We start from the raw sequence: 26383 nt of genomic DNA on the forward strand, positions 1-26383 counted from the left end.
GCTGGGCTTCGGATTCCGCGGTCGGGAAAACGGGCATCCTATCCGAAAATGGGTCGAATACGCAACGTTCGCCAAGGAGGAACTTGAGTGCGCATGGACACCTCAACGGACCAGCCTTCCGCTTCGCTGCCCCGATATCCGCAATCGTATTGGCTGGTTTCCGCCGACATTCCGGCTTTCGGCAAACTGACGGCCGACCTGTCCGTGGACGTCGCGATCGTCGGAGGAGGCATTACCGGCATCACGCTCGCTTATTTGCTGGCGAAGGAGGGCAAGCGGGTCGCGCTGCTCGAAGCGGGCAAAATCCTCACCGGAACGACCGGCCATACGACCGCCAAAGTGACCGCCCAGCACGGGTTGATTTACGACGAGCTGATCCAGACCCTCGGGGAAGAAAAAGCGCGGCTGTATTACGACGCGAACCGGGAGGCGCTGCAATTCGTCCGGGAGACGGTCAGCGGCCTTGGGATCGCATGCGATTGGACGGAGGAAGACGCCTACGTGTACGCCGCCGAGGAGAAAAACGTCAAGAAGATCGACCGGGAATGGAAAGCGTACGGGAAGCTCGGCATCCCCGGCCGCCGCGAGGATCGGATCCCCTTGCCGGCAGGAGCCCGGGCGGCCGTCGTCATGGACGGCCAGGCGCGGTTCCATCCGACGGCGTATTTGGCCCGCCTTGTCTCCGCGTTCACGGCAAGCGGCGGGCTGGTGTTCGAGGAAACGACGGGCCGGACGGTGGAGCACGGCTCGCCTTTCAGCAAGGTCGTCACGGAAGACGGGTACCGGGTCACGTGCCGCGACGTCGTGTCCTGCTCGCATTTTCCGTTTTACGGCGCCGGCGGGTTTTATTTCGCCCGCATGTACGTCGAGCGATCCTATGCGCTGGGGATAAGCAGGACGAAGGAGTATCCCGGCGGCATGTACCTCTCCGCCGACGATCCCGTCCGCTCCATCCGGTCCGTGTCTTACAACGGGGAAGATTTGCTGATCATCGGGGGAGAACGCCACAAAACCGGCCAGGGCATCTGCACCTTCAAGCATTACGAAGCGCTGGAGGCGTTCGCCCGGGAGACGTTCGGCCCCGCCGAAATCCGTTACCGCTGGTCGGCGCAGGACTATACGACGCTGGACAAAATTCCGTACGTCGGCCGACCCGTCAAGGGCGAGCGGAACGCGTACATCGCCACGGGATACCGCAAATGGGGCATGACGAACAGCGCGGCCGCCGCCTTGCTGCTCAAGGATCTGATCCTGGGAGTCCGCAACCGGTACGAGAAGCTGTACGCCCCCTCCCGCTTCCACGCCGATCCCGACGTGAAGACGTTCCTGAGCCTGAACGCCGACGTGGCGAAACATCTGGCGGGCGGCAAACTCGAATGGAACCGCAAAGAACCGGAAGAAGTCGGCCCGGACGAAGGCGCCGTCGTGGAGGTCCGGGGCAGAAGGGCGGGCGCTTACCGGGAGCCGGACGGGACGCTGCACCTGCTCGATACGACCTGCACCCACATGGGCTGCGAGGTGGAATGGAACGCGGGCGAACGCACGTGGGACTGCCCGTGCCACGGGTCGCGCTTCTCGTTCCGGGGGGAAGTGCTGGACGGTCCGGCGAAGAAGCCGCTAAAGGCGATCACGGCGCCGACTTCGTGAGGGGCGGAGGCGCCGGTGCCGGAGGCGGGACGCCTGATCGGCCTGGGTTGGCGCCGCTGCATGGCCGTTACGTCGGTCTCGCCGACTTATCTCCTCGCACCGATGCTCCTCTGCGCGTTTACGCCGGTCTCGCCGACTTATCTCCTCGCACCGGCGATTCTCCGCGACCGTTACGCCTGCCATGCAGGCTTAATGCCGTGTGCCGACGCTTCTCCACGCCCATTAAGCCTGCCGCGCAGACTTAATGCCATGCGCCGATGCTTCTCCACGGCCGTTACGCCTGCCATGCAGGCTTAATGCCTCGCGCCGACGCTTCTCCACGGCCGTTACGCCTGCCATGCAGGCTTAATGCCTCGCGCCGCCGATTCTCCGCGACCGTTACGCCTGCCATGCAGGCTTAATGCCTCGCGCCGCCGATTCTCCGCGCCCGTTACGCCTGCCGCGCCGGCTTAATGCCCTGTGCCGACGCGTCTACACCCCCCTTACGCCTGCCGCGCAGACTTAATGCCATGCGCCGACGCTTCTCCACGCCCGTTACGCCTGCCATGCAGGCTTAATGCCTCGCGCCGCCGATTCTCCACGGCCGTTACGCCTGCCGCGCAGGCTTAATGCCATGTGCCGACGCTTCTCCACGCCCGTTACGCCTGCCGCGCAAGCTTAATGCCCGGTGCCGGCGATTCTCCGCGACCGTTACGCCTGCCGCACAGACTTAATGCCATGCGCCGACGCTTCTCCACGGCCGTTACGCCCGCCGCGCAGGCTTAACGCCCTGTGCCGCATACACGTACGCCCCCTCACGCCTTCGCCGGCATCGTTTGTTCGCCGGCCTTTTCTTTCCCGCGCAGCAGAAAATACAGGCTGGTCGCCGCCAGGAAGGCGGCCGCGCAGACAGCCAGCCGGAGGAGTTGAATCCGCAGGTCGGCGTAATCCCCGCTGGAAATGGCGTCGCGGAAGCCTTGGACGCTGTAGGTCATCGGCAGCCACGGGTGCAGCGCCTTGGCCCAGCCCGGCAGCAGTTCCACCGGAAACGTGCCGGCGCTGGACGCCAGCTGCAGCACCATCAGCACGAGGACCAGGAACCTTCCCGGCTGGTCCAGCCATGTCGCGAAAGCTTGGGCGATGAACATGAAGGCGAGGCCCGTTACCGCCGTGAACGCGTAAAACCAAGGAACGCTCCGCACCTGCAGGCCGAGCGCGTACGTCAGCACCGTGCACAGGATGAGAGACTGCGCCAGGCTCATCAGGCCGAACGTCAACCCTTTGCTGACGAACAGCGGAAAGCCCCCGGCACCCGGTTCCGATCCGCCCCGCGGGGAGAAAATCGTCGTAAAGACGAGCGATCCGGCGAATAGGGCGATGGAGATGAAATAAGGAGCGATGCCGTAACCGTACCGCTTGATATGACGGTCGTCGTCGGCCCGGATCGAGACCGGTTGGGCGAACAGCCGCATCGTCCGGTCGTCGGCATTCAAGGCGGCGGTCCGATCGGCGGCTTCCGCCAGCTTGTCCGCCAGCTCCGCCGTCCCGTCCGCCAGTTGCGCCGCCCCCGTCGCAAGCGGCGCCGTCCCCGTCTGAAGCCGGTTCGCCCCGGCCTCCAAGTCGGCACTCCCCGTTACCAACTGCGAGACGCCAGCGCGCAGACTGCTGATGCCTGTCCGCAGCTGCCCGGCCCCCTGCGCCAGCTTGTTCCCGGCAGCCGCCGCGTCCGTCAGGCCCGCGTTCTCCTGCTTCAGCCCCTGCTCCAGCCGACGCGCGCCCGATGCCAGTTTTTGGGCGCCCGCCGCCAGCTGCCCTTGGCCCTGCGCCAAGCTGCCGACGCCTGCAGCCAGCTGCTTCTGGACGCCGCTCAGCGCTCCGGCGCCTTGCGCCAGCGATTGGAGCGCGTTCAGCAGCTGCTTCGCTTGCGCATCCGCGGCCAGGCCGGCGTTCGCGTTCAGCAGCTTTTGAAGCCCATCGGCCGCTTGCGCCGCTCCGGCGGACAGCTCGCTCGCGGAAGACGAAGCCGCAGCCAGTCCGGACTCCAGCTTGCTGCCGCCTGCCGACGCCGTCTGAAGCGCCGCCGCGAGCGAATCCGCCTCTTGCGCGGCATCCGCAGCCCCCGCCTGCAGTTGCTTGCCGGCAGACGCCAGCCGCCCTAGCCCGCCGGCTAGGCTGGACGCGCCGCTATTCACCTGCGCGGCTCCGGCGACGGCGTCGGCGGCTCCCGCCGCGAGCCGGCTCGCCCCGGCATGCATCCGTGCGGCCCCGGCGGACAGCTCGCCTAAGTGCGTCCGGACGGAGGCGACGCCATCCCCGAGCTGCGCGGCTCCTTCATTCAGCTTAGCCGCCCCTTCGCTCGCTTCCTTCAGCCCGGCCGACAGTTCGGCGAATTGCCCCGTTACGCTGCGGGTATACGCTTCCGTCAAGTTTTCCGAAAGCTGGGTCCGCAGTTCCTTGACCGCGTTCTCGCTGATTTGCCCGGCGATGAAGTTGTAGTAGCTGTTCGATTCGTAGACGATTTCGGCCTGCCGGGGCTGGTCCGTCGTCAAGGAAGCCGCGTCGGCCGAGAAGCTCTCCGGAATCGTGACCGACGCGTAATACCGGTTCTCCAGCATGCCGCTTTCCGCTTGTCCCGCGCTGACGAAGCTCCAGCGAAACACGGGATTTTCCTTGAGCTCGGATACGAACTGTTCGCCGACGTTTTTGAACGTGCCGCCGAAATCCGCCCCCCGGTCCAGATTGACCACGGCGACGGGCAGGTTCGCGAGATTGCCGTAAGGATCCCAGGAGCCGCGGATCAAGAAGCCGCTGTACAGGATCGGAATACATGCGACCGCCGCGAACGTGACGATGAGCATCGGATTTTTGAGAAAATGCCGGACGTCTTGGACGAACACGCGAAAAGGGTTCATTGGGAAATCCTCCGGGTTAAGGGGGCTTTTGCGGTTAGGATTTCCCAAAAGCGCTCCCGGCAGGCGGATCTGCGAAATAGAGGCTCAGGGAGGGCCCTCTCAACGGGGAACTTGCACGCAGCCGGAAAACGGTTTTCCGTGGCGACCGTTCGATGAACGTCCACTCCGTCAGCGATTCGTTCGGGGCCGCTTTGAGCACAGGAGGCAACAGCATCGCCCTCAGCCAATCCCTTGCCTTTGCATCTGCCCTTGCATCTGCCTTTGCATCTAGACCCTTGCGCCTCTGCCGGATTGTCCCTTTCCCTCTCCCCTTCGCCATCCCTGAACTCTTTCCTCGCAGCGCAGGGATCAGGCTTATCCCTCATGCATCTTCCCCGATGAGGCTGGGCCGCCGTCCGTGGCCCGGACAGCCCGTTCAACCAAAACGCGCCAAGAGGAGAAATGCGCATGAAAATTCCGGTTACGGGGATCGTCCTCTGCTCGGCCGGCGCGGACGGCCGGCACTCCCACAAGCTGTACCTGACCTCCTGGGACGGCCGGCCGGTTCCCCACACGCACGCGTTCGGCGGCGTCACGTCCTTCGATGACGGCCATGCCCACCAGTATGCGGGCGTCACCGCCCCGGCCGCCACCGGCGTCCCCCACGTCCACGAGTTTTACGCCGAGACGTCTTTCAACGACGGCCACACGCACGTCATCCGGGGCACGACGGGCCGCGACGTTCCGCTGCCCGGGGGCGGGCACATCCACTATTTCGAGGGCTACACCACGGTGAACGGCAGGCATCCCCACGCCCATGCTTACCACGGCCATACGGGCAACGAGTTGATGTAAGGAGCGCGGGCCGCCCCGGGTCCGCGCCGCGCCGACTGGGCCGCACCGTTCGCACGCCGTAACCCGATCAAACCCGGTTACAGCCCCGCCGGCGGCCCGTCCGCACGCGTAACCCGATCAAACCCGGTTCCAGCCCCGCCGGCCGCACCGTTCGCACGCGTAACCCGATCAAACCCGGTTACAGCCCCGCCGGCGGCCCGTTCGCACGCCGCAACCCGATCAAGCCCGGCTGCAACCCCGCCGGCGACCCGTCCGCGCGCCCGCCGCTCCGAGGCCGTCCCGCCGCGAGCTTCCGCCTCGCGCGGAAGCTTTTTCCATGCGGAAAAACCGGACAAGCCGGAATAAATTGAGTCTTGAAGGGGAACAACTGTTCGTAGTATGATGAGGGAACAGATGTTCCCTTTGCTTAAGGAGGCCAAAGCATGGTCCCGAACAAACCCCCGGTGATCACGCCCGAAGAGCGCGCGCTGGTAAAGGATGCGATCGTGATTCCCGCCATGCTGGAATTTCTTCAGAACGACATCCGCACCGTCAGCCAGATGGGCCTCAAGCTGGACCTGATCATCGTCAAAAGCCTGCAAGCCGTCGAGCAGCAAATCATCTCGGAGCACTTGGACGTCCGCGGCGAACTTCGGAGGCGGGGGATCAAGCTGTACGCCGTGGAACGGTCCGACGCCGGCCTCGAGGGGCATTACGTGTGCCGGGGCTACCGGCATCGGATCAGTCTGCTGTGGAGCGTCGTCCGGACCGAAGTGCTGCGCAAGGCCAGCCGGTACACGGGCGTCACGCTGACCGGGGGTTCGCCGGCATGAGCGGCGCCCGGGTCATCGCGCTGGCGGACTGCCAATCGTTCTACGCCTCGGTCGAGAAAGCGGACCACCCCGAGTACGCCGACCGTCCCGTGGTCGTCGCCGGGGATCCGGAGCGCCGCTCCGGCATCATCCTGGCGGCATGCCCGATCGCCAAGCGTTACGGCGTCACGACGGCCGAGTCGCTCCGGGAAGCGCTGGCCAAATGCCCCGAACTGGTCGTCATCAAACCCCGCATGCAGCACTACATCGACGTTTCGATGCAGATTACCGAAATTTACCGCTCGTTTTCCGATTTGGTGGAGCCCTATTCCATCGACGAGCAGTTCATCGATTTGACGGCCAGCCTGAAGCTGTTCGGAACGCCGCGGGAGATCGCCAGGACGATCCAGGAGAAAGTCCGCAGCGAAACCGGCATCTACACGCGGGTCGGCCTGAGCGATTCGAAGGTCACCGCCAAGATGGCCTGCGATCTGTGGGCGAAGAAGAACGACGACGGCATTTTCGAATTGAAGCGGGAGGAAATTCCCTCCACTTTGTGGGAGCAGCCGATCCAAAAGCTGTTCATGGTCGGCAACCGCATGACGTCCCACTTTACTTCGATGGGCTTCACGACCGTGGGGGACTTGGCCCGCACTCCCCTCGAGACGCTGAAGCTGCGGATGCGGCAGAAGTTCCGCCGCAACTGCGACATCGACGCCGAGCTGTACTGGAGAATCGCCAACGGCATCGACAACAGCCCGGTCAGCCCTTATACGCACGAAGAAGCGCCGAAATCGATCGGCCACCAGATGACGCTGCCGCGGGACTACCGCGCGCTGGAGGACATCAAGATCATCATCCTGGAGTTGTCGGAGCTGGTATGCCAGCGCTGCCGGAGCAAGGGTTACATGGCGAGCGTCGTATCGGTCGGCTGCCAGGGCGCCGATTTCGACCGGCCGACGGGCTTCTACCGGCAGATGACGATGCCCGACCCGACCAACGCGACCAACCACGTGTACCATTGGGCCGCGAAGCTGTTCGAGCGGCATTGGAACGGCGACCCCGTCCGGAAGGTCGGGGTCAGCGTCACGGGGCTGGAGAAGGAAGGCGAGTACCAGCTGTCCCTGTTCGAAGAGCGGGACCGGCTCCGGGAGCTGGAGCGGGCCACCGACTCGCTCAAGCGCAAATACGGGGATACCGTCATCATGCGGGCCGTCTCGGCGACCGCGGCCGGCCAGGCGAGAGACCGGGCAGGCAAGATTGGAGGACACTACAAATGAGGAAGAAGCTGGAAGGCAACGGACTCTGGGAGAGCAGCCGCATGATGCTGCCGGAGCATCATCGGACGATTCAGAAGGCCAACCGCGAGCTCGATCCGAAGCCGCAGCCGGAGCTCGACGAGCAGGAAATGGAAAAAATCGGCGACGCCCTGTACCGCTCCTGGGAGGAGAGGCTGCCGATCAAGCTGTATCTATACGATCCTTATGAAGAGCCCGTGGTGGAAGGCGTCGTCGATCAGGTGGACGCCCTTCGCTGGAGAATCCGCGTGGACGGCTGCTGGTTCGACCTCCGCAAGCTCGTCCGGCTTGAAGGGCCTTAAAGAACAAATGCACCAAAAAACCGACCCCGGCGGGGTCGGTTTGTCGTTTCAGCGATCGATATCAGGCGAAAGACGGCTTGGCGGCGTTGACTTGCCCGCTGACCACTTTCACGTATTCTTCGTCTCCGCCTTCGACGGAAGGCCCGACGAAAATTCCCTTGCTTCCGATCGAGGCCAGAAGCTGGCCCTTAGCCGAGACACCCGTTCTCCGAACCGACCAGCGGCCGCCGGAGGATCCTTCCGCCCGCTCTCTTTTTCTTGAACTCACCCAGAATCCCCTCCGATCAAATGAAGGATGGTCGAGAACAGCTCCTCGTTCAACCGGACCGTTCGTTCGAGCTGCTGCGGGGACAATGTCCGGTTGCCCGTGAAATGAACGGACATCACATGCTCCTTACCCAGAGGATAGCACAGCACGTAGACGTGCGCAACTTCCCTCCGGTGAAAAAAGGCCCATTTTCCGCTGTTGTAGGCATCGAGAACGTAAATGACGGGCTCGTTCCCCGAACGCTCCCCGCCCGTTTGGAATTTGAAAAACCGCCCTTTGCCGACATTGCCTCCCACCTGCCCGATGCCCTCGCTGCCGATTTTTTGCCAGAACGCCGCGCCGGTCAACCGGTAGCCTTCCGGAGGAAGCAACGCGTTCCGGACGGCCTCGCTGAGCGCCGCGTACCGGCTGGCGAAATCGGCCGGCGGGATGTTCCGGGTATATTCCCAAAAGAAATGAAGCACGCTTTGTTTGCGCTCCAGCACTTCTTCCGGATTCTCGTACGGACCTTGCTCCGACACGAGCCGCTCGATCGCCCCGCAGGCCGCGTCCACCGCCGCCTCGTGGTTGCCGTCGGTTCTCCGGTGGTACTCCAGCAGCGTCATGCCGTTCAAATCGGACAGCACGCGATACTCCCCGACCCGCGCGCCGGGCACGATGTCGTCCCGAGCCTCGATGTCCCGAGGCACCAAGCAGAACACGCGCTTTCGCCTCAGTTTGCCCCAAAACAGTCCCATTTCGAAAACGGTATTGTCCCGGGCGATAAACGCATACTTTCCCCGGATCAACGCGACGTCGTCGGGCGCGAATACGAACACGCCGAAATCGCTGGCGTCCAGCCGGCGTTCCAACGCTTCCATGGTGTAGTCGTTGGCCCCGAAAACCCCCGCGTACCAAGGCGTTACCTGCGCGATCCTCGATAGTTGGGACGTCACGGCACGCGCGTAAGGGATCGCCTCTCGGGACGAACCGACGAAAATTTCCGGTTTGACGGCGGATTCGGCCATGGCGTCCAACTCCTTCGGCAACGGGAATGGGCTCGGCACAAGCCCAGGTAAGGAAAATTATACCATAGGCCGACCCTGCGGTCCATCGACAACGAGAACGCCCGTTCCCCGTTTAACGATTCGAGAAACGGTCTTTTAACGGGGCGCCCGGATCCATTGTTCCATGTCGTCGTTTCTCATCGGTTTCCCGTAGTAGTACCCTTGCATGACGTAACATCCCAGCTGCGTCAGGTAGTCGATATGCTCTTGGTTTTCGACCCCCTCGGCGATGACGTCCAAATGCAGGTTTTCCGCCATCAGCACGATGGCTTGAAGGATGGCCCGCTTGCTCGGGGTGTCCAGATCCTGGGTGAAGAGACGATCCAGCTTCAGCGTGTCGAGGGGCAGACGATCCAATAAACCGATGGAAGAATAGCCCGTGCCGAAATCGTCCATCGAAATCCGCACGCCCAGGTCCCGCAGAAACCGAAGCTGCCGAACGGTCTCCTGGATATCGTACAGAACCATGGACTCCGTGATTTCCAGCTCCAGAAAACGGGGCGCCAACGCAACGTCCCGCAGGATGCCGGGAATCCACTCCATCAAATGGTCCGTTTGGAGCAGCTTGGCGGACAAATTCACCGATACCGGCTGCACGATTCCCCGTTCGTGCCACTCCTTGCATTGCCGGCACGCCTCCTCGATGGTCCATTTCGTCATCGGAACGATCAGCCCCGTCTCTTCCGCAACCGGAATGAACTCCTGGGGGGAGACGAGGCCCAGCCGCGGATGCTCCCAGCGGATCAAAGCCTCGAACCCGTGCAAGTCGTTCCTCCTCACGTTCCATTTCGGCTGATAGACGAGATAGAATTGACCGCGATCGAGGGCTTGATGCAGGTCTTTTTCGATCTCCATCTTCCGGACTTCCTTGATTCCCATTTCGTCGGTGTACACGCAATATCGGTTTTTCCCGAGCCCTTTCGCTTTGTACATCGCGGTATCCGCTTTCCGCAGCAAGTCGGATTCCCCGAGCCGGCCGATGCTGATGCCGATGCTCCCGGTGACGTAAAGTTCGTTTCCTTCGATCCGAAAGCCCTGCTTGACGCTTTGCAAAATGTCACCGGCCAGCTGTTCGGCCTGCTCCGGACGGCACCGTTTCAAAATGAACAGGAACTCGTCCCCTCCGATCCGGAAGGCGCTCCGGTCGGCGTCGATAAACCGCCGCAGCCGATGGCCCACCTCTTGGATGAGCAAGTCGCCCACATGGTGGCCAAGCGTGTCGTTGATCGCCTTGAACTGGTCCAGATCCAGGAAAAGGACGCCGATCTCGTCTCGGCCGTGGTGCGATTCGAAGAAGCGGTTCATTTCATTGCGGTTGGGCAATCCGGTCAGGGCGTCCAAAAAAGCCATCCTCTCGAGCACGTGGCGGTCGAAGAACATCGCTCCCCAGGAGACGAACAAGATGAGGAAAATGGTCACCGTTACCCCGTACAGGAGGAAGTAGTCCACGGCAGGCCCGTCCGGCATCTGCGCCGTGCCGTGGCCGTGAAAGCGGGCCGCTCTCATGCCGGTATAGTGCATTCCGCAGATCGCGAACCCCATGACGACGGCGGACAGCCATTTCAGCCCGCTGGAGGTTGACTGGTTCCGGAAACGCAGGAACAGCAGCAGCGCGGCATAGGAAGCGACAAACGCGATCAACGCGGATAAGGCCCACAGCGTTCGGTCATAGGACAGCTCGACCGGCATGATCATGGCGGCCATGCCGACATAATGCATCGTCACGATCCCGCTGCCCATAAAGAAGCCGCCGAAGGCGATTTTGATCCAGTTGACGTTTTTCGGCATGGTGATATAAAACGCGATGAACGAGGAAACGATGCTGGCCAGCAGGGAAAGCAGCGTCATCCAGACGTCGTATTTCACCGCGGCGTGCAAATGGAAGGCCAGCATGCCGACGAAATGCATGGACCATACGCCGCTGCCCATGACGAGCGCGCCGGCCATCAGCCAGAAATATTTCGTCGTTCCTTTCGCGTGAGAGATTTTGGACGTAATATTTAACGCGGAATAAGACGCCAGGATCGCGATGACGCCCGAAAGCGCGACGATCCATCCGTTATAAGTCCCTTGTAAAAACATGTCGAACAACTCCCGTATGGACAGATCCATGATGAGGATAAAGAACCGCAATATGGTATTATATCATACAAAACTCGACAATTTCTGAACATTCGCGCATGCTCCGATGAGTTTGTCCCTCATAAGGGCTCGTCGCGACGGGTAAGCTTTCGAATCCGCCTTTCAAACTGATACAATAAGAGGACGACGATCATGAAAAGCAGGATTCGGATCCGATGGGGGGCTCGGACATGTGCGGAAGATACACGATCACCGTGACGATGGAAGAGTTGATGCTGCATTATTTCGCGGACTTGCCGTCGGTGCCGTTTCATTTGCCCCGATACAACGTGGCTCCCACCCAAATGGTGCCGGCCGTCGTGAACGACGGACAGCGCAACCGGCTGGGGCTGCTCAAATGGGGGCTGATCCCTCCGTGGGCGGACGACGAGAAAGGCGGCAGCCGTTTGATTAACGCCCGGGCGGAGACGCTGCAGGAACGCCCGGCATACCGGGACGCGTTCCGGCGCAAGCGCTGCCTCATTCCGGCCGACGGCTTCTACGAGTGGAAGGCGGCGCCGGGCGGCGGCGGCAAACGGCCGTACCGCATCCGGCTCAAGGGCGGCGGATTGTTCAGCATGGCGGCGCTGTACGAGACGTGGACGGCCCCGGACGGCCGCCGGGTCAGCTCGTTCGCCATCGTGACGACGGAGCCGAACAAGCTGATGGCCGGCATCCACGACCGGATGCCGGTGATCCTGAGGCGCGAGGACGAAGCGCTGTGGCTGGACCGCCGGGTGCAGGATCCCGCCGAGCTTACGGAATTGCTCGTTTCGTACCCGGATGACGAGATGGAAGCTTACGAAGTGGACAGGCGCGTCGGCAATCCCGCCAACGACGACGCCGCATGCTTGGAGAAAGCATCCGGCTGACGGCCGGAAAACGCGGAACGCCCCGCCGCCGGTTTCGGTCCGGCAGTCGGGGCGTTCGGGCGAACGACGGTTTTAACGGAACATCGCCCACAGCTTGATCAGGTGCAGCGTGTTCTGGGGGTCGATTTTCTGCGCCAGCACGAAAGCGACGATCTGATCCTCCTGGATCGCGGTCAGCGGCTCGTTCAGAATGCGGGAGGCCGATTTCACCAATTGGCGCACCTTTACCCGGTCCTGCAAATCGTATTTGGTAACCCCGTCGAGCAGCGCCTTGATCCGGTCTTTCACGACCGGATTTTTCATTTTCAGCTTAATGCGTTCCACCAGCTGCGGCTGGATGCCGAATTTTTGCCAGCTTGCGTTCACGGCGTCCCCACGCCCTTTCCGCCACCGTTCTACGTGCCGTGGCTTTCCGTTCATTCTATGCCGGAACGGGGCGGGGGATGAACGCCGGCGATGAGAGTCGACTAATCCAGCGGTTCTCCCTGCAGGCGCGCTTCCCGCAGCAAATGGTCGCGCAGCGGCGCATACGCCGGCGATGACCAGAAATCTTCTTTCGCCGTCAGCTCGGCGGCGTCGTCGCGAGCCGCCTCCAGCACCTCGAAATCGTTCAGCAGGTTGGCCAGCCGGAATTCCGGCATGCCGCTCTGCTTCGTGCCGAAGAAGTCCCCGGGGCCGCGCAGCTCCAAGTCGCGCCGGGCGATTTCGAAGCCGTCGTCCGTCTCCGTCATCGCCTTCATCCGCTCCTGCCCGTTCTCCGATTTCGGGTCGGCGATCAGGATGCAATAGGACTGGTGTTCGCCGCGCCCGACCCGGCCCCGAAGCTGGTGCAGCTGGGACAAGCCGAAACGCTCGGCGTCCATGACGATCATCAGCGTGGCGTTCGGCACGTCGACCCCGACCTCGATGACGGTGGTCGACACGAGCACGTGCGAGTCGCCCGCCGCGAAAGCGCCCATCGCCTCTTCCTTCTCCGCGGGCGTCATCCGCCCGTGCAGCAAGCCGATCGACAGGTCCGGCAGCGCTTGCCGCAGCTGCGCATGCAAGTCGATCGCGTTTTGCACGTCCAGCTTCTCCGACTCTTCGATCAGCGGGCAGATGAAGAACGTCTGGCGTCCCGCCGCCGCTTCGCGCCGGATGAACCCGAGCACGCGGTCCATCATGTCGTGTTTGACCCAATACGTCTTGATCGGCTTGCGTCCTTTGGGACGCTCCCGCAAAGTCGAGACGTCCAGATCGCCGAACACGGTGATGGCCAGCGTGCGCGGAATCGGCGTGGCGGTCATCGTCAGCACGTCCGGGTTCATCCCTTTGCGCCGAAGGATGCTGCGCTGGTTCACGCCGAACCGGTGCTGCTCGTCCGTTACGACGAGGCCCAGCCGGCGGAAGAAGATGTCTTCCTGGATGAGCGCGTGCGTGCCGACGACGATGTCGATGAGCCCCATCTGGAGCGAGGCCGCCACGTCCCGCTTTTTGCGCTCGGTCAGGCTGCCGGTGAGCAGTCCGACCTGGATGCCATGAGCCTCGAACAGCTTGGAGAGCGAACGCGCGTGCTGCTCCGCCAAAATCTCCGTCGGCACCATCAGCGCACCCTGGTTGCCGTCCCGGACCGTCGCGTACAGCGCCACGGCGGCGACCACCGTTTTGCCCGCGCCGACGTCGCCCTGAAGCAGGCGGTTCATGACGTAAGGCCGTTTCATGTCGTAAATGATCTCGTTGACGACCTGCTTCTGGGATTCCGTCAGCTCGAACGGCAGGCTGCCGACGAAGGAACGGATGTCCTCGCTCCGGATCGTATGCGCCAGCCCTTCTTGCTTGCGGTTAGCGGCCCGGTAAGCTTGGAGCTTCATCTGGAAAAGAAACAGCTCCTCGTACACCATCCTCCGGCGGGCTTCTTCCCCTTCGCGCGTGTTCTCCGGCCGATGGATGCGGAGAATCGCTTCGCGCCGCGGCATCAGCCCGTGCCGATCCACCAGCTGCGCGGGCAGCAGCTCCGGGATCATCGCGCCGTATTGCGTCAAAGCGCGGTCGATCGTTTTCCGGATCCAAGCCTGCGTAATGCTGCCTCCGATCGAATACACCGGCTGCAGCGTGCCCGTTTTGCCCGCCCCGCGGTCGGGAAATTCCGATTCGGCGACGGTGATTTGGCGGCGGCGCTGCTCCCATTTGCCGGTCAACGTGATGTCGCGGCCGATCTCCATCTGCTCCTTCAGGAACGCCCGGTTGAACCAGACGGCCGTCAGCAGCAGCCCGTCGACCGTTACCCGCACGGTTAAGCGGGATTTCTTGCCGTACCGCTGAAGGGAAGGGGCGGAGGCGACCGTCCCCTGAACGGTGATTTTCTCGCCGTCCTTCGCCTCGCTTAAAGGGCGGAGCCGGTAATCTTCGTACCGGAACGGATAATATTCGATCAAATCCCCGACGGTGGAAATGCCCAAGGCGTGAAGCTCCCCTGCTTTGGAGGAGCCCACGCCTTGAAGACGTTCTGCCGGTATGGCAAACAAATCGATCATCGGAACACCAGCCTTTGCATCCTCCCCCGGCGATTATTCCGCGGGAATCGCGAACACGCCGACGGTTCCCGGTCCGGCATGCGTACCGATGACGGGACCGATGGCGGTTTCCAAGTAACTCCGAACCGTAAAACGGTCCTTAAGCAACGTCGACATTTCCCTCGCGTTCTCTTCGTAACCGGGCGTCAAAGCGATATACAAATCGATCGGGCGGCTGCCTAGATCCGCTTCCAGCAACTCGGCGACCCGGGCAATCGCGCGCTTCTGGCCCCGCACCTTATCGACCGGCGTGATGACGCCCTCGTCATCGATGGTCAGGATCGGTTTGATATTGAGCAGCGAGCCCACCACGGCCGCCGCCTTCCCGATCCGTCCGCCCTTCTGCAAGTATTCGAGCGTATCCACCAGAAAATACAGCCGCAATTCCCGCCGAAGCCGATGGACTTCCGCCGCGACTTCCGCCGCGCTCGCGCCTTGGGCCGCCAGCTCCGCCGCAGCCGCGACGATCAGGCCGTACCCGTACGACGCGGATTTCGAGTCGATGACCGTGATGTCTCCTTCGCCTTCCAGCATCGACTTCGCGATCGTGGCGGACTGGTACGTGCCGCTGAAAGCGCCCGACAGATGGACCGATACGACGGAGCGGCCTTCCCCGATCAGCTTCCGGAACGTATCGTAAAAATCGGCCGGAGAAGGCTGGGACGTGGTAGGCAAAGTTTTGGACGACGTCAGCTTCCGGTAAAATTCCTCCGGCTCCAGCTCGACGTTGTCCAGGTAAGTTTCGTTTCCGAACATCACCTTTAGCGGAACCATCGTGATTCCGAGACGCTGCCGCATTTCGAGAGGGATGTCCGCCGTGCTGTCCGTTACCAATGCCACCGATGCCATGAGCTTGTCCTCCCTATGGACGCCAATTGCCGCCCCACGATATGGTCCATCAAGGTTCTACGGCGATCAAATACGGGTAAAGCGGCTGACCGCCTTCGTGAACCTCCACTTCCGCGTCCGGAAACCGCCCGGAAATCCATTCGGCCAACTGCCGGCCTTGCTCTTCGTCCGCGCCTTCGCCGGTCAACACCGTCACGATTTCCCCGCCGCTCCGCAGCATGCGCTCCAGCAGCAGGTGCGCGGCTTCTTCGGCGGTTCCCGCCGCCGCGACGATCGTTTTGTCCAGGATGCCGATGAACTGCCCGGAGCGGATGTCCAGTCCGTCCATGTTCGTATCGCGAACCGCCTGCGTCACGGACCCGGTCAGCACGTTCTCGAAGGAGCGGGTCATCCGTTCCACGTTCGCCGCCTCCGGGTCTTCTTCCCGGAACGCGAGCATGGCCGCCATTCCTTGGGGAATGGTGCGGGTCGGCAGCACGGTTACGGGCCGTTCGGCCAGTTCGGCGGCTTGCTTGGCCGCGAGCAGGATGTTCGGGTTGTTCGGCAGCACGAAGACGGTCTGGGCGGACAAGGAACGAATCGCCCCGAGCAGGTCTTCCGTGCTCGGATTCATGCTCTGGCCGCCGGAGAGCACGACGTCGACGCCCAAGCTGCGGAACAATTCCGCGTTCCCCTCGCCGACGCTGACGGCTACGATTCCGTATTCCGCCATTTCGTAAACGTCCGGATTCGGCTCGCTTTCCGGCGAAGGCGTAACGCCGCTGTACTCGTATTCCGCGGCCGGAATCCAGGAGGCCGCCTCCAGGCCCAGCTGCTCGGCCGGTTCAGCCGGCTCGGCCGGGATCCTGGGCGCGGACGGTGCCGCGGCGCTCCCGGCCGGTTCCGGCTCGCGGAGCAAATCGCGGTGCTGCTCCCGCATGTTCAGGATATGCAGGTGGGTCAGCTCCCCGTGCGTCATGGCGAAGTTAAGCACGTCGCCGGGCCTGCGGCTGTGCACGTGGACCTTCACGATGTCCCCGTCTTCGATCAAGATGATCGAATCGCCGTCCTTCGCCAACGCTTGCCGGAAGGAATGCTCCGCGAACGGAGCGGATCCGGTCCTGCGGTGGATGAAAAATTCCATGTCGTACGGGAAATCGATGCTTTCTGTTTCCAGCTTGGCCTGCGCCGAGAAGGCCGTGGCCGGAGCCGCGGAGACCGCGGGAGGCGGGAAAACGTTCCTCTCCGGAACCGCCGGCGCAACGGGCACTCCCGCGACAGCCGGAGCGGAAACCCCGGTCAAATACGCCACGAAGCCCTCGTACAGGCAGACCAAGCCCTGGCCGCCCGAATCGACGACGCCGACCTGCTTCAGCACCGGCAGCATGTCGGGCGTCCGGCTGAGCGTTTCGGAAGCTTTGGCGAGCACCTCTTGCATGAACTCGGCCAAATCCGACGTTTTGCGCGCGGAAACGGCCGCTTGGCGGGCGGCTTCCTTCGCCACGGTCAGGATCGTGCCTTCCACCGGTTTGACCACCGCTTTGTAAGCGGTATCAACTCCTTGCTGCAAAGCGTTCGCGAACAAAGCCGCATTCATTTCGCGTTCGCCCGCGGCCGCCCGGGCGAATCCCCGGAACAGTTGCGACAAGATGACCCCGGAGTTGCCCCGGGCTCCCATGAGCAACCCTTTGGAGAGCGTCTCGGCGGCTCGTCCCACTTCTTCGGACGGTTTATGTTTCAATTCGGCCGCTCCGGCCGACATCGTTAAATTCATGTTCGTTCCCGTATCGCCGTCCGGCACGGGGAAAACGTTGAGCGCGTTGATCCGGCTCTCGTTCGCGGACAGTCTCTCCGCGCCGGCCAGCACCATGGCGGCCCATTCCATTCCGTTCAAAGAACGCCTGCTCAAGCTGTCAGTCTCCTTCCTAAGTGCGTTCGGGTAATTGCGCCCTTGGCGTCACGGCCGAATAAGCATGGATGCGTTCGGTCCACCCGTCAATTGATCACGCGTACCCCTTGAACGAAGATGTTGACGAAATCGACCTTCAGCCCGACAACCTCTTCCAATACGTATTTCACTTTCGATTGAATGTTGTGCGCGACCTCGGAAATCTTAACGCCATAGCTCACGATCACGTACAGGTCAAGATGCATGAGTTCCCCTTCGCGGCGCACTTCGACGCCTCGGGACAAATTCTCGCGGCCGAGAAGTTCGGCGATGCCATCCTTCAGCCCTTTGCGCGATGCCATGCCGACCAGTCCATAACAATCCATCGCCGCGGATCCCGCGATGACGGCGATCACTTGATCGGCCACGTCGATTTTTCCGTTTTCCGTCGCCAACTGCATCGGCATGGAAATTCACTCCTTTATGCCTGTATTATGGACCATACCTCATTGTACTATAAAAAAACGGGACTTTGAAGCCGTTTCCTCCCCGTTCCGCCTAAAAACGGCATAAAGCGACCGCGTTGCCGGAAACCTCCTTTTCTCCTGCAATCGCGAATGCGGATCATTGCAACGATTGCCATGGCTGTGATATGATAGTGAGGTATTTGCAAGGTATGGGGTAGGGAGGTGGATTGAATGGCTCGCAAATGTTACATTACGGGAAAGAAACCGGGTTCCGGCAATCATGTTTCTCACGCCAACAACCATAACCGCCGCTCTTGGGGCGTTAACGTGCAGAAAGTGCGCATTCTGGTGAACGGCAAGCCGAAACGCGTATATGTGAGCGCCCGCGCCCTGAAGTCCGGTAAAGTGACGCGCGTGTAAGGCGTTTTTCCCTTGAACGATCGGTCAAAAGGGCTCTTCCGAAAGAAATCCTCCGCGGATTTGGACGGCGAGCCCTTTTTGCTTGCGCGCAAGATCCCCCCGATTTCCAAACATGACCGGTTGGTTGTCCGGAGCCGGGGGATCAGTTTTTCTGGAACGTGTTCAAAATCGCTTTGACGAAGCCGCCCAAAAATTTCGGCAGCTTGATGGTATAAAATTTCACTCTCCCATCCCTCCCCCGACTGGTTCTCCGGCTGTTAATCCAATGTATGCAGCACGCAATTTGTCCTAACACACCCTGGAGATAAAAACCGAGCGCGCGTATTCCGGATCTGCAGGCGGGCACTCTTGGGGCGGCACGCCGCCAAAAAAAAAAAAAAGCAGGCCGCGCATTCGCGCGGCCCGCCGGTTGTCCGCTCATCTTCTGAGCGACGAAATGGCCTTTTCCCGATCCGTTTGCCCGAACACGTAGCTTCCGGCCACCAGCACGTCCGCTCCCGCTTCCCGCACCAGCGGCGCCGTCTCGTCCGTGATCCCGCCGTCCACTTCGATGTGGACCTCCGGCCGGCCGATCTCGGCGAGCTTTTTCCGGAGTTCCCGGATTTTAGGCAGCATGCCGGAGATGAACGATTGGCCCCCGAACCCGGGATTGACCGTCATGATCAGGACCAGGTCGACGTCCTGCAGCACGTAATCCAAGACGGACAGCGGCGTATGGGGATTGAGCGCGACGCCGGCCAGACACCCGAGCTCCCGGATTCGGTTCACGGTGCGGTGCAGATGCGTGCAAGCCTCCGCATGCACGGTCAGTACGTTCGCGCCGGCTTCGATCAGCGCGGGAAACAGCGTTTCGGGATGAACCGTCATCAGATGCACGTCGAACGGCAGCCGGGTTTCCGGCCGTACGGCCCGGATCACCGGCGGTCCGAACGTCAGGTTCGGAACGAAGCGGTTATCCATGATGTCGATATGGATCCAATCCGCTCCGGAACGGTCGACGTCGCGGATTTCTTGTCCCAGCCTCGCGAAATCGGCGGCGAGGATGGACGGGGCGATCTTCAGCATTTCAATACCTCCGCGGCTTCTCTTTCCATTCCGCCATGAATTCTTTGTAATGCTCGTAACGGCTCGTTGCCGCTTCTCCGTTCTCCACCGCTTGCCGGACGGCGCACCCGGGTTCATGAAGGTGGGTGCAGCCCCGGAACTTGCAGCCGGCCGAAAGCTCCCGGAATTCCCGGAAGCAAGACCCGATGTCCTCGATCCCGAGTTCCCCGAAATCCAGCTGGCTGAATCCCGGCGTGTCCGCGATCAGTCCGCCGCCCGGCAGCGCCACCAGTTCCACGTGCCGGGTCGTATGCTTGCCGCGGCCGAGCCTCTCGCTGATTTCGCTTGTTTGAAGCTCAAGGCCGGGGACGAGCGCATTAAGCAGCGAAGATTTCCCCACGCCCGATTGACCGGCGAAAACCGAGAGATGACCCGACAACCGCGAAGCCAGCTCATCGACTCCTTCCGCCCGTTTCGAGCTGGTGGCGATGACTTCGTACCCGATCGACTCGTACAACGCCGTGGCATCGGCCAGCAGTCCGCGGGCCTGCTCTCCTTCCGGTCCCTCCGGAATCCGGTCGGTCTTCGTCCATACGAGCAGGGCGTCCAATCCGGCATGTTCGATATGCACCAGGAACTTGTCCAGCAGCGCCAGGTTCAAGTCCGGATGGACCACAGAGAACACCAGCACCGCCAAATCGGCGTTCGCCACCGGGGGACGGATGAGCGCGGTGTTTCTCGGCATGATTTCGGTGACCGTTCCTTCCCCGTTCTCCGTCTCGCTGTAAGCGACCCGGTCCCCGACGAGCGGGGACTCTCCCCGTTTCTTGAACACGCCCCGGGCCCGGCATTGGACCGGGTCCCCTCCGGCGGCCGGCCGTACGTAATAATAACCGCTGAGCGCCTTGACGATCGTTCCTTCGGGCATCTTCACACGGCTCCTTCAACTGCGCTTAACGCCCAAATCATGGGGCGGTTCCTTGACCGGCCGCGTCACCCTGACCGTTCGTTTCCTGTTGCCCGCCTTGGTCGCCCGAACCTTCGCCGCCCGCGTCCTGACCGCCTCCGCCTCCCTGATTCATGGCGGGCTGATCGTCATAGGCGACGGGAACGGTGTTCAATACCTGGCCGTCGCGGATGATCGTGATCGACCCGGCGGTGTCGGGTGTCAACCACAGCTTAACCGTGAACGTGGTCATGAACGTGATCTTTTTGGGAGCCTTATAAGCGTCGACGTTCTCTCCCTTGGCGTCGGTGATTTTAATCTGGATTTCGCTGGCCACCCCGTCCTGCGCGGGGGACACCGTTACGTCCCATGGCACTTCTTTCGCTTCCGGCGGCGGTCCGCTGCTCACGTAAACGCTGATTTCCGTTCCCGCGTTGACCGGAGCGTTCGGTTCGACCGGGAATTGCCGGATCACGCGTCCTTTCTCGACCGTAAAGCTAGATTCCTGGATCACTTTATCGTCCTTGAGCTTCAAGTTGTTTTGCTGCAGAATCGAACGGACTTCATTTTCCGTTCGGTTCGTCAGATCGGGCATCGGGAAGCTCTCTTTCCCTTTGCTGATCGTCAGCTTGACCGTATCGTTTTCCGGATCGAAGGTTTCGCCCTCCGCCGGTTCCTGTTTGATCACGGTGCCCGGTTCAGCTTCGTCGTCGTACACTTCATCGGGCTTGATGTTGTCCGGATTGACGCCGAGCGCTCCCAGCTTCTCCTCGGCTTCGCCAAGGGTTCCGCCGGTGAGGGCGGGCATCGTCGGCAGGTCGGGTCCCGTGCCGACCGTCAGCGCGATGAGCGAGCCTTCCTTGACCTCGATGTCCTGCTTGGACTGCTTGATGACTTTCCCCTTCATGTCCTCCGTGCTCGGTTCTTCCGCCACCGGCATTTCCACCTTCAAGCCGGCTTTTTCCAGGATATCGATGGCATGCTGCTCTTCTTCCCCGATCACCGTCGGCACCTGCACGTCTTTCGGCGTCAAGGAACCTTTCAGGGAAACGACGGCCCAGACGAGCACGCCGATCAGGATGACGGCCACTACCGATAATAGGGTCGGCAATACCCAGCGCCGACGCGGCTTGTCCTCGAGCCCGTCGGAGTTCCACCGCTCTTCCGGCTGCTCCCTTCCGATGGCGGGCGCTTCGATCGTATTCCTCATATCCGGCCGGATAGCGGGAACGACGCGCGTCTTGTCCGCCTCCGGTTCGTCGTCGCTGCTGAAATGCACGGGCGGCTCGTTCAGCCGCTGCGGCTGCAGGCAAGTCTCCAGGTCCGCCAGCATGTCCCGGGCGGACCCGTAACGTTCCTGCGGATTTTTGCGCATCGCTCGGAGAATGACGTTTTCCACGCTTTGCGGGATATACGGGTTCACTTCGCGCGGCTGCTCGAACGGCTCCTGCAAATGCTTCAGCGCCACGCTGATCGGGCTTTCCCCGAGGAACGGCAGCCGTCCCGTCAGCATTTGATACAGCACGATGCCGAGGGAGTAGATGTCCGACTTCTCGCCCGTCGTGACGCCTTTGGCGTGCTCCGGCGAAAAATAATGGACGGACCCGACGACGGAACCGGTCTGCGTGATGGTGGAAGAAGTAACGGCCCTCGCGATGCCGAAGTCCGTGACTTTGACCCTCCCGCCCAAACCGATCAAAATGTTGTGGGGCTTGATGTCGCGATGGATGATTTGGTTCATGTGGGCGTGATCCAACGCGTCGCAGATCTGGGAAGCGATTTTGACCGCTTCGTCGGTCTGGAGGGGAGCCCGATCGCGTATGATTTCGTTCAGATTCGGTCCGTCGACGAATTCCATGACGATATAATGCGTATCCTCTTCTTGTCCGACATCGTAAATGCTCACGATGTTCGGATGGGACAACGACGCGGCGGCTTGCGCCTCCCGGCGGAAACGCCGGATGAAATCCTCGTCGTGCATGAATTGCTGGCGAAGCACCTTGACCGCCACGTAGCGGTTCAACAGGTTGTCCCGCGCTTTATAGACAAGCGCCATGCCTCCGCCGCCGACCCGGGCCAGCAGCTCGTAACGACCGCCCAGCGTTTGTCCGATCATGCCGATTCCCCTCCCGCGGCCGACTTCCCGGGCAAACCGCCCGTCTTGGTCGCGAGCCCCGTCGACTGCCCGGGCATAGAGCCGGCAGCCTCATCGGATTCGACCAACACGACGGTGACGTTGTCGTCCCCGCCTGCGTCCAGCGCCATCTCGACCAGTTGCTGGGCAATCTGGTCGAGCGAAACGCCCGCCCTCTGGGCCAGCGCCGTCCGGAGCGCTTCCCGTTCGACCAGCCCGCTGAGCCCGTCGCTGCACAGCAGCAGCCGGTCTCCCGGCAGCCAGTCGATCGCTTTGACGTCGGGATTGACGTCCCGGTCCGTGCCGACCGACCGCGTGATCGCATGGCGAAGCGGATGCCGGGCGGCTTCCTCCGGGCTCAGCTGTCCCGATTTGGACAACTCGTTGATCACGGTATGGTCGTCGGTCAGCTGTTCCAATTCCCCGCCCCGCAGCCGGTAGATCCGGCTGTCGCCGACATGCCCGATCCACCCGCCTTGGGGGCTGAGCACGGCCGCCACGACGGTCGTGCCCATGTTATGGTACTGCTCGTTCAGCGAAGCCGTGTCGTACACGACCTTGTTCGCTTTGCGGATCATCTCCCGCAGGCGCGCGGCGCCTTCCTCCACGGTCAATCCGGAAGGCCAATCCTGGAGGGAATCCGACAAGCTGCCGACCGCGAGCTCGCTCGCCACGTCTCCCGCCCGGTGGCCTCCCATGCCGTCGGCGACCACCACGGCGGTCCAGCCGTCCGTAAGCCTCCCGCTCCATGCCCTGTCCTCGTTGACTTGACGCACTTTCCCGACGTGCGTTCTCCAAGCCGTTTTCACACCGATCACCCCGTCGTCGCTTCCATGTGCTTGGCCCTCAGCTGGCCGCAGGCCGCCGCAATGTCGTGCCCCTGCTCCCTTCGGATCGTGGCGTTGACGTTATTCTTTAGCAATATGCGCTGGAATTCGAAAATGTCATCCCGCGGCGTCCGCACGTAATCCCTTTCCGGTACGTAATTGACCGGGATCAGATTGACGTGGCACAGCAGGTCCTTCAGCACCTGGGCCAGCTCTTGGGCGTGCTCGGGACGGTCGTTCACCCCGCCGATCAAGGCGTATTCGAACGTCACCCGGCGCCCCGTTTTTTCGATGTAATATTTGATGGCGTCCATCACTTCCTGAAACGGATACCGGCGGTTGACCGGCATCAGCTTCGACCGCAGCGCGTCGTTGGGCGCGTGGATCGAAATCGCCAAATTGATCTGCGTGTCCTCGTCCGCGAATTTGTAAATGCTCGGAACGATGCCGCTGGTCGATACCGTGATATGCCGCGCGCCGATGTTCAGTCCCTTGGGATGGATCATCGTGCGCAGGAATTTCATCGTCGCCTCGTAGTTCTCGAACGGTTCGCCCGAGCCCATGATCACGATGCTGGACACCCGTTCCCCTTCCGCGTCGAGCAGCTTTTGGCACTGCACGACTTGGGCCACGATTTCTCCCGGCGTCAGGTTGCGTTTGAGACCGCCGAGGGTGGACGCGCAAAACGTGCAGCCGATTCGGCAGCCGACCTGCGTCGTCACGCACACGCTGTTTCCGTAATTATGGCGCATGAGCACCGTCTCGATCGCATGGTCGTCATGCAGGCCGAACAGGAACTTCACCGTCCCGTCCTTGGAGGACAGCTTCGTGATTTCCTTCAGCGTAACGAAGCCGAAACTCTCCTCCAGCTTGACGCGGAAGGGCTTCGGCAGGTTGCTCATTTCCTCGAACGAGCCGACCCGTTTGACGTACAGCCAGTCGTAAATCTGGCCGGCCCGGAACGCGGGCTCCCCCTGCTCCTTCGTCCATTCCTGGAGTTCCTCGAGCGAGAAATCGTAAATGAAAGGTTTATCGAGCGTAATTTGCGCTTTCAAATTCGTCACCACCATTCGATCTATTTTACCATAAAGTATTTTCGCTCAGAAAGATCCGGTTTCCGCGCTCCTGCGCATCCGGGCGATGAAAAAGCCGTCGCTGCCGAAATGGTGGGGAAGCAGCTGCGCCATTCCTTCGAAAGGGAAGGGCAGGATCCCTCTGTCCTTCAAGGGGGTCAGCACTTCTTCCGGCCAGTCGGGATCAAGCGCGAATTCCGGATGGCCCCGCAGGAAACCGCGGACGCTCTCTTCGTTCTCCTCCGGCGCGATCGTACACGTGCTGTAAACGAGGGTGCCTCCCGGCTTGACGAGACGGCATGCCGCTTCGAGCAAACGCCGTTGCAATTCGGCGAGCCCGGCGATGTCCTCGGGCGTCTTGTTCCATTTGATCTCCGGTTTCCGGCGGATCACGCCGAATCCGGAACACGGCGCGTCGAGCAGCACCAGATCCATGGACCGCGGCGGAATCCGGCCGCCCAGCTCCAGCGCGTCCGCCGTCATCGTCTCGACGATCGAGAGGCCAAGGCGTTCCTTCTGCCGTTCGATCAGCGAACGTTTATGCTCGTGGACGTCGTTCGCGATCACTTGGCCCTGATCGCGCATGATTTCCGCCAGGTGCGTCGACTTGCCTCCAGGGGCGGCGCAGCAGTCCAGCACCGCCATTCCCGGCTTCGGATCGGCGACGGCCGCGACCAGCATCGAGCTCTCGTCTTGAATGGTCAGCAAACCTTCGCGATACCACGAAGTGTCCGCCAAGCTGCCTGCCTTGCTCGCGACAATGCCGTCGGCGGACAGCGGGGAGGCTTGTACGTCGTATCCGGCGCTCGTCATCGCGGTCAACAGACCGGGCCGATCCGTCCGCAGCCGATTCAAGCGGGCGGAAGCGTGCGGAGGCTCGTTATTCGCTTCGCATAAGCGGGCCGCCGTCTCCTCGCCGTAGGCGTCGATCCACCGCCGGACCAGCCAATCCGGGTGGCTGTGGGTCAGCGCGATCCGCTCGGCCGCCGCGAGACCGGCCGGGAGGGGAGGAATCGTCCCTTCCCGAATCAGCCCCCTAAGCACGCCGTTCACCAGCCCCGCAATGCCCGCGTGGCCGCGTTTTTTCGCGATGCGCACCGCCTCGTCCACCGCGGCGTGCGCCGGAATCCGGTCCAGCCACCTGAGCTGGTAGTAGCTTAGCCGGAGCAGGCAGCGGACCCACGGTTCGACTTTGCGGGGCCAGCCCTTGACCCGGGCAGCCAGCACATGGTCGATCGTGTTCAGCCGCTGGATCGTTCCGTAGACCAGCTCCGTCGCCAGCGCCGCGTCGGGGCGGGACAGCTTCGCCTCCTCGAGCAGGGCGTTCAGCGCCAGCCCGCTGTAGGCTCCCCGCTCCTCGACCCGCTTCAGCACCTCCAGCGCCAGTTCCCGGGGAGTGGAAGGCGCCTGGCGCGGACGGTTCGGCTTCGCGGGATTCCGGTCCGTGCCGCCGCTTCCTGCCTTTCGCCCCCGCGGTTGTCCCGTGCCGGGTTGTTCCGCCATCCGGTCATCTCTCCTCATTCGCCGAACCTAACGAGTCAAACGCTCCCCGTACGGTTCCAGTATCTCCACAATGGACAATCACCATCGAAACCCGCTTTTTCCAACTACGATTCACGCGGGTTAAGCCTGCGAGGCAGGCTTAATGTCTCGCAGTGCTACGTCTCATGAGAGTTTAAGCCTGCGAGACAGGCTTAATGCCTCGCAGTGCTATGTCTCACGAGGGTTTAAGCCTGCGAGACGGGCTTAATGCCTCACAGTGCCACGTGTCACGAGGGTTTAAGCCTGCGAGACAGGCTTAATGCCCGACAGTGCTACGTCTCACGAGGATTTAAGTCTGTGAGACGGGCTTAATGTTCCACAGTGCCACGTGTCACGAGGGCTTCAGTCGGTAAGACCGACTTAATTCCCCACAGTGACGCGATTTCCACGGGTTTAAGTCGGTAAGACCGACTTAATGCTCCACATTGACGCGATTTCCACGAGTTTAAGTCGGTAAGACCGACTTAATTCCCCACAGTGACGCGATTTCCACGGGTTTAAGTCGGTAAGACCGACTTAATGCTCCACATTGACGCGATTTCCACGAGTTTAAGTCGGTAAGACCGACTTAATTCCCCACAGTGACGCGATT

Annotated in this window: 23 protein-coding genes and 1 pseudogene; 7 read left to right on the forward strand and 17 right to left on the reverse strand. The window is 61.9% G+C overall.

The window, feature by feature from the left end:
- Positions 1 to 93 precede the first annotated feature (93 nt).
- Positions 94 to 1647, forward strand: a complete 1554-nt coding sequence (locus PTZ19_RS04420; protein WP_276352574.1) for an FAD-dependent oxidoreductase — start codon at positions 94 to 96, stop codon at positions 1645 to 1647.
- A gap of 794 nt (positions 1648 to 2441) precedes the next feature.
- On the opposite strand, the gene PTZ19_RS04425 is transcribed toward PTZ19_RS04420, so the two are convergent.
- Positions 2442 to 4538, reverse strand: coding sequence for a YhgE/Pip domain-containing protein (locus PTZ19_RS04425; RefSeq protein ID WP_276352575.1), 2097 nt, complete (start codon positions 4536 to 4538; stop codon positions 2442 to 2444).
- Between the two features lie 115 nt (positions 4539 to 4653).
- Positions 4654 to 4752, reverse strand: a pseudogene (locus PTZ19_RS25515) (DUF2935 domain-containing protein); the annotation flags it as partial.
- 233 nt (positions 4753 to 4985) lie between these two features.
- Here PTZ19_RS25515 and PTZ19_RS04430 point away from each other — a divergent pair.
- The 4 genes from PTZ19_RS04430 (at position 4986) to PTZ19_RS04445 (ending at position 7763) form a co-directional block, all read left to right on the forward strand.
- Positions 4986 to 5372, forward strand: coding sequence for a YmaF family protein (locus tag PTZ19_RS04430; protein ID WP_276352576.1), 387 nt, complete (start codon positions 4986 to 4988; stop codon positions 5370 to 5372).
- 422 nt (positions 5373 to 5794) lie between these two features.
- Positions 5795 to 6184, forward strand: a complete 390-nt coding sequence (locus tag PTZ19_RS04435; protein ID WP_276352577.1) for a YhjD family protein — start codon at positions 5795 to 5797, stop codon at positions 6182 to 6184.
- On the forward strand, positions 6181 to 7443 hold the full coding sequence (locus tag PTZ19_RS04440) for a DNA polymerase IV (protein ID WP_276352578.1): 1263 nt from the start codon (positions 6181 to 6183) through the stop codon (positions 7441 to 7443). Before PTZ19_RS04435 ends, PTZ19_RS04440 begins: the two co-directional genes overlap by 4 nt.
- On the forward strand, positions 7440 to 7763 hold the full coding sequence (locus PTZ19_RS04445) for a YolD-like family protein (RefSeq protein ID WP_276352580.1): 324 nt from the start codon (positions 7440 to 7442) through the stop codon (positions 7761 to 7763). The genes PTZ19_RS04440 and PTZ19_RS04445 overlap by 4 nt, the downstream gene beginning before the upstream one ends.
- 61 nt (positions 7764 to 7824) lie before the next feature.
- Here the strand turns inward: PTZ19_RS04445 and PTZ19_RS04450 are convergent, their stop codons facing one another.
- The 3 genes from PTZ19_RS04450 to PTZ19_RS04460 all read right to left on the reverse strand — a co-directional run bounded on the left by PTZ19_RS04450 (position 7825) and on the right by PTZ19_RS04460 (position 11159).
- Entirely contained in the window at positions 7825 to 8031 is a 207-nt protein-coding gene (locus PTZ19_RS04450; RefSeq protein ID WP_276352581.1) for a hypothetical protein, read from the reverse strand.
- Entirely contained in the window at positions 8028 to 9038 is a 1011-nt protein-coding gene (locus PTZ19_RS04455) for a TIR domain-containing protein (RefSeq protein ID WP_276352582.1), read from the reverse strand. Before PTZ19_RS04455 ends, PTZ19_RS04450 begins: the two co-directional genes overlap by 4 nt.
- A gap of 135 nt (positions 9039 to 9173) precedes the next feature.
- Entirely contained in the window at positions 9174 to 11159 is a 1986-nt protein-coding gene (locus PTZ19_RS04460) for a bifunctional diguanylate cyclase/phosphodiesterase (RefSeq protein WP_276352583.1), read from the reverse strand.
- A 230-nt stretch (positions 11160 to 11389) separates the two neighbouring features.
- Between PTZ19_RS04460 and PTZ19_RS04465 the strand changes: the two genes are divergently transcribed.
- Positions 11390 to 12070, forward strand: coding sequence for an SOS response-associated peptidase (locus PTZ19_RS04465; RefSeq protein ID WP_276352584.1), 681 nt, complete (start codon positions 11390 to 11392; stop codon positions 12068 to 12070).
- A gap of 72 nt (positions 12071 to 12142) precedes the next feature.
- On the opposite strand, the gene PTZ19_RS04470 is transcribed toward PTZ19_RS04465, so the two are convergent.
- The 5 genes from PTZ19_RS04470 to PTZ19_RS04490 form a co-directional block, all read right to left on the reverse strand.
- Complete coding sequence (locus tag PTZ19_RS04470; protein WP_276352585.1) at positions 12143 to 12436, reverse strand: stage VI sporulation protein F; 294 nt, start codon at positions 12434 to 12436, stop codon at positions 12143 to 12145.
- Between the two features lie 101 nt (positions 12437 to 12537).
- The gene (gene recG, locus PTZ19_RS04475) at positions 12538 to 14583 is read right to left on the reverse strand and encodes an ATP-dependent DNA helicase RecG (protein ID WP_276352586.1); all 2046 of its coding nucleotides are present in this window, start codon (positions 14581 to 14583) and stop codon (positions 12538 to 12540) included.
- Positions 14584 to 14616: 33 nt separating this feature from the next.
- Positions 14617 to 15471, reverse strand: coding sequence for a DegV family protein (locus PTZ19_RS04480; protein ID WP_276352587.1), 855 nt, complete (start codon positions 15469 to 15471; stop codon positions 14617 to 14619).
- A gap of 49 nt (positions 15472 to 15520) precedes the next feature.
- Positions 15521 to 17359, reverse strand: coding sequence for a DAK2 domain-containing protein (locus PTZ19_RS04485; RefSeq protein ID WP_276352588.1), 1839 nt, complete (start codon positions 17357 to 17359; stop codon positions 15521 to 15523).
- A gap of 86 nt (positions 17360 to 17445) precedes the next feature.
- The gene (locus tag PTZ19_RS04490; protein ID WP_276352589.1) at positions 17446 to 17805 is read right to left on the reverse strand and encodes an Asp23/Gls24 family envelope stress response protein; all 360 of its coding nucleotides are present in this window, start codon (positions 17803 to 17805) and stop codon (positions 17446 to 17448) included.
- A gap of 231 nt (positions 17806 to 18036) precedes the next feature.
- Between PTZ19_RS04490 and rpmB the strand changes: the two genes are divergently transcribed.
- Positions 18037 to 18225, forward strand: a complete 189-nt coding sequence (rpmB, locus tag PTZ19_RS04495; RefSeq protein WP_276352590.1) for a 50S ribosomal protein L28 — start codon at positions 18037 to 18039, stop codon at positions 18223 to 18225.
- A gap of 142 nt (positions 18226 to 18367) precedes the next feature.
- Here the strand turns inward: rpmB and spoVM are convergent, their stop codons facing one another.
- The 7 genes from spoVM to rsmB all read right to left on the reverse strand — a co-directional run bounded on the left by spoVM (position 18368) and on the right by rsmB (position 25752).
- The gene (gene spoVM / locus PTZ19_RS04500) at positions 18368 to 18448 is read right to left on the reverse strand and encodes a stage V sporulation protein SpoVM (RefSeq protein WP_010345573.1); all 81 of its coding nucleotides are present in this window, start codon (positions 18446 to 18448) and stop codon (positions 18368 to 18370) included.
- A 194-nt stretch (positions 18449 to 18642) separates the two neighbouring features.
- Positions 18643 to 19290, reverse strand: a complete 648-nt coding sequence (gene rpe / locus PTZ19_RS04505; protein ID WP_276352592.1) for a ribulose-phosphate 3-epimerase — start codon at positions 19288 to 19290, stop codon at positions 18643 to 18645.
- Position 19291: 1 nt separating this feature from the next.
- Positions 19292 to 20197 (reverse strand): ribosome small subunit-dependent GTPase A, encoded by a 906-nt coding sequence (gene rsgA, locus PTZ19_RS04510; RefSeq protein ID WP_276352594.1) that lies wholly within the window; start codon positions 20195 to 20197, stop codon positions 19292 to 19294.
- A 37-nt stretch (positions 20198 to 20234) separates the two neighbouring features.
- A complete protein-coding gene (pknB, locus tag PTZ19_RS04515) occupies positions 20235 to 22331 on the reverse strand; it encodes a Stk1 family PASTA domain-containing Ser/Thr kinase (RefSeq protein WP_276352595.1) in 2097 nt (698 codons plus the stop codon).
- A complete protein-coding gene (locus PTZ19_RS04520; RefSeq protein WP_339329291.1) occupies positions 22328 to 23167 on the reverse strand; it encodes a Stp1/IreP family PP2C-type Ser/Thr phosphatase in 840 nt (279 codons plus the stop codon). The genes pknB and PTZ19_RS04520 overlap by 4 nt, the downstream gene beginning before the upstream one ends.
- Positions 23164 to 24246 carry a dual-specificity RNA methyltransferase RlmN gene (rlmN, locus tag PTZ19_RS04525; RefSeq protein ID WP_276352597.1) on the reverse strand — a complete coding sequence of 361 codons (1083 nt, stop codon included), beginning with the start codon at positions 24244 to 24246 and terminating at the stop codon, positions 23164 to 23166. Before rlmN ends, PTZ19_RS04520 begins: the two co-directional genes overlap by 4 nt.
- Before the next feature lie 30 nt (positions 24247 to 24276).
- Positions 24277 to 25752: a 16S rRNA (cytosine(967)-C(5))-methyltransferase RsmB gene (rsmB, locus tag PTZ19_RS04530; protein WP_276352599.1), complete on the reverse strand. Its 1476-nt coding sequence runs from the start codon at positions 25750 to 25752 to the stop codon at positions 24277 to 24279.
- Between the last annotated feature and the right edge of the window lie 631 nt (positions 25753 to 26383).

Source organism: Cohnella caldifontis (assembly GCF_029360585.1).
GTDB classification, from domain to species: Bacteria; Bacillota; Bacilli; order Paenibacillales; family Paenibacillaceae; genus Cohnella; species Cohnella caldifontis.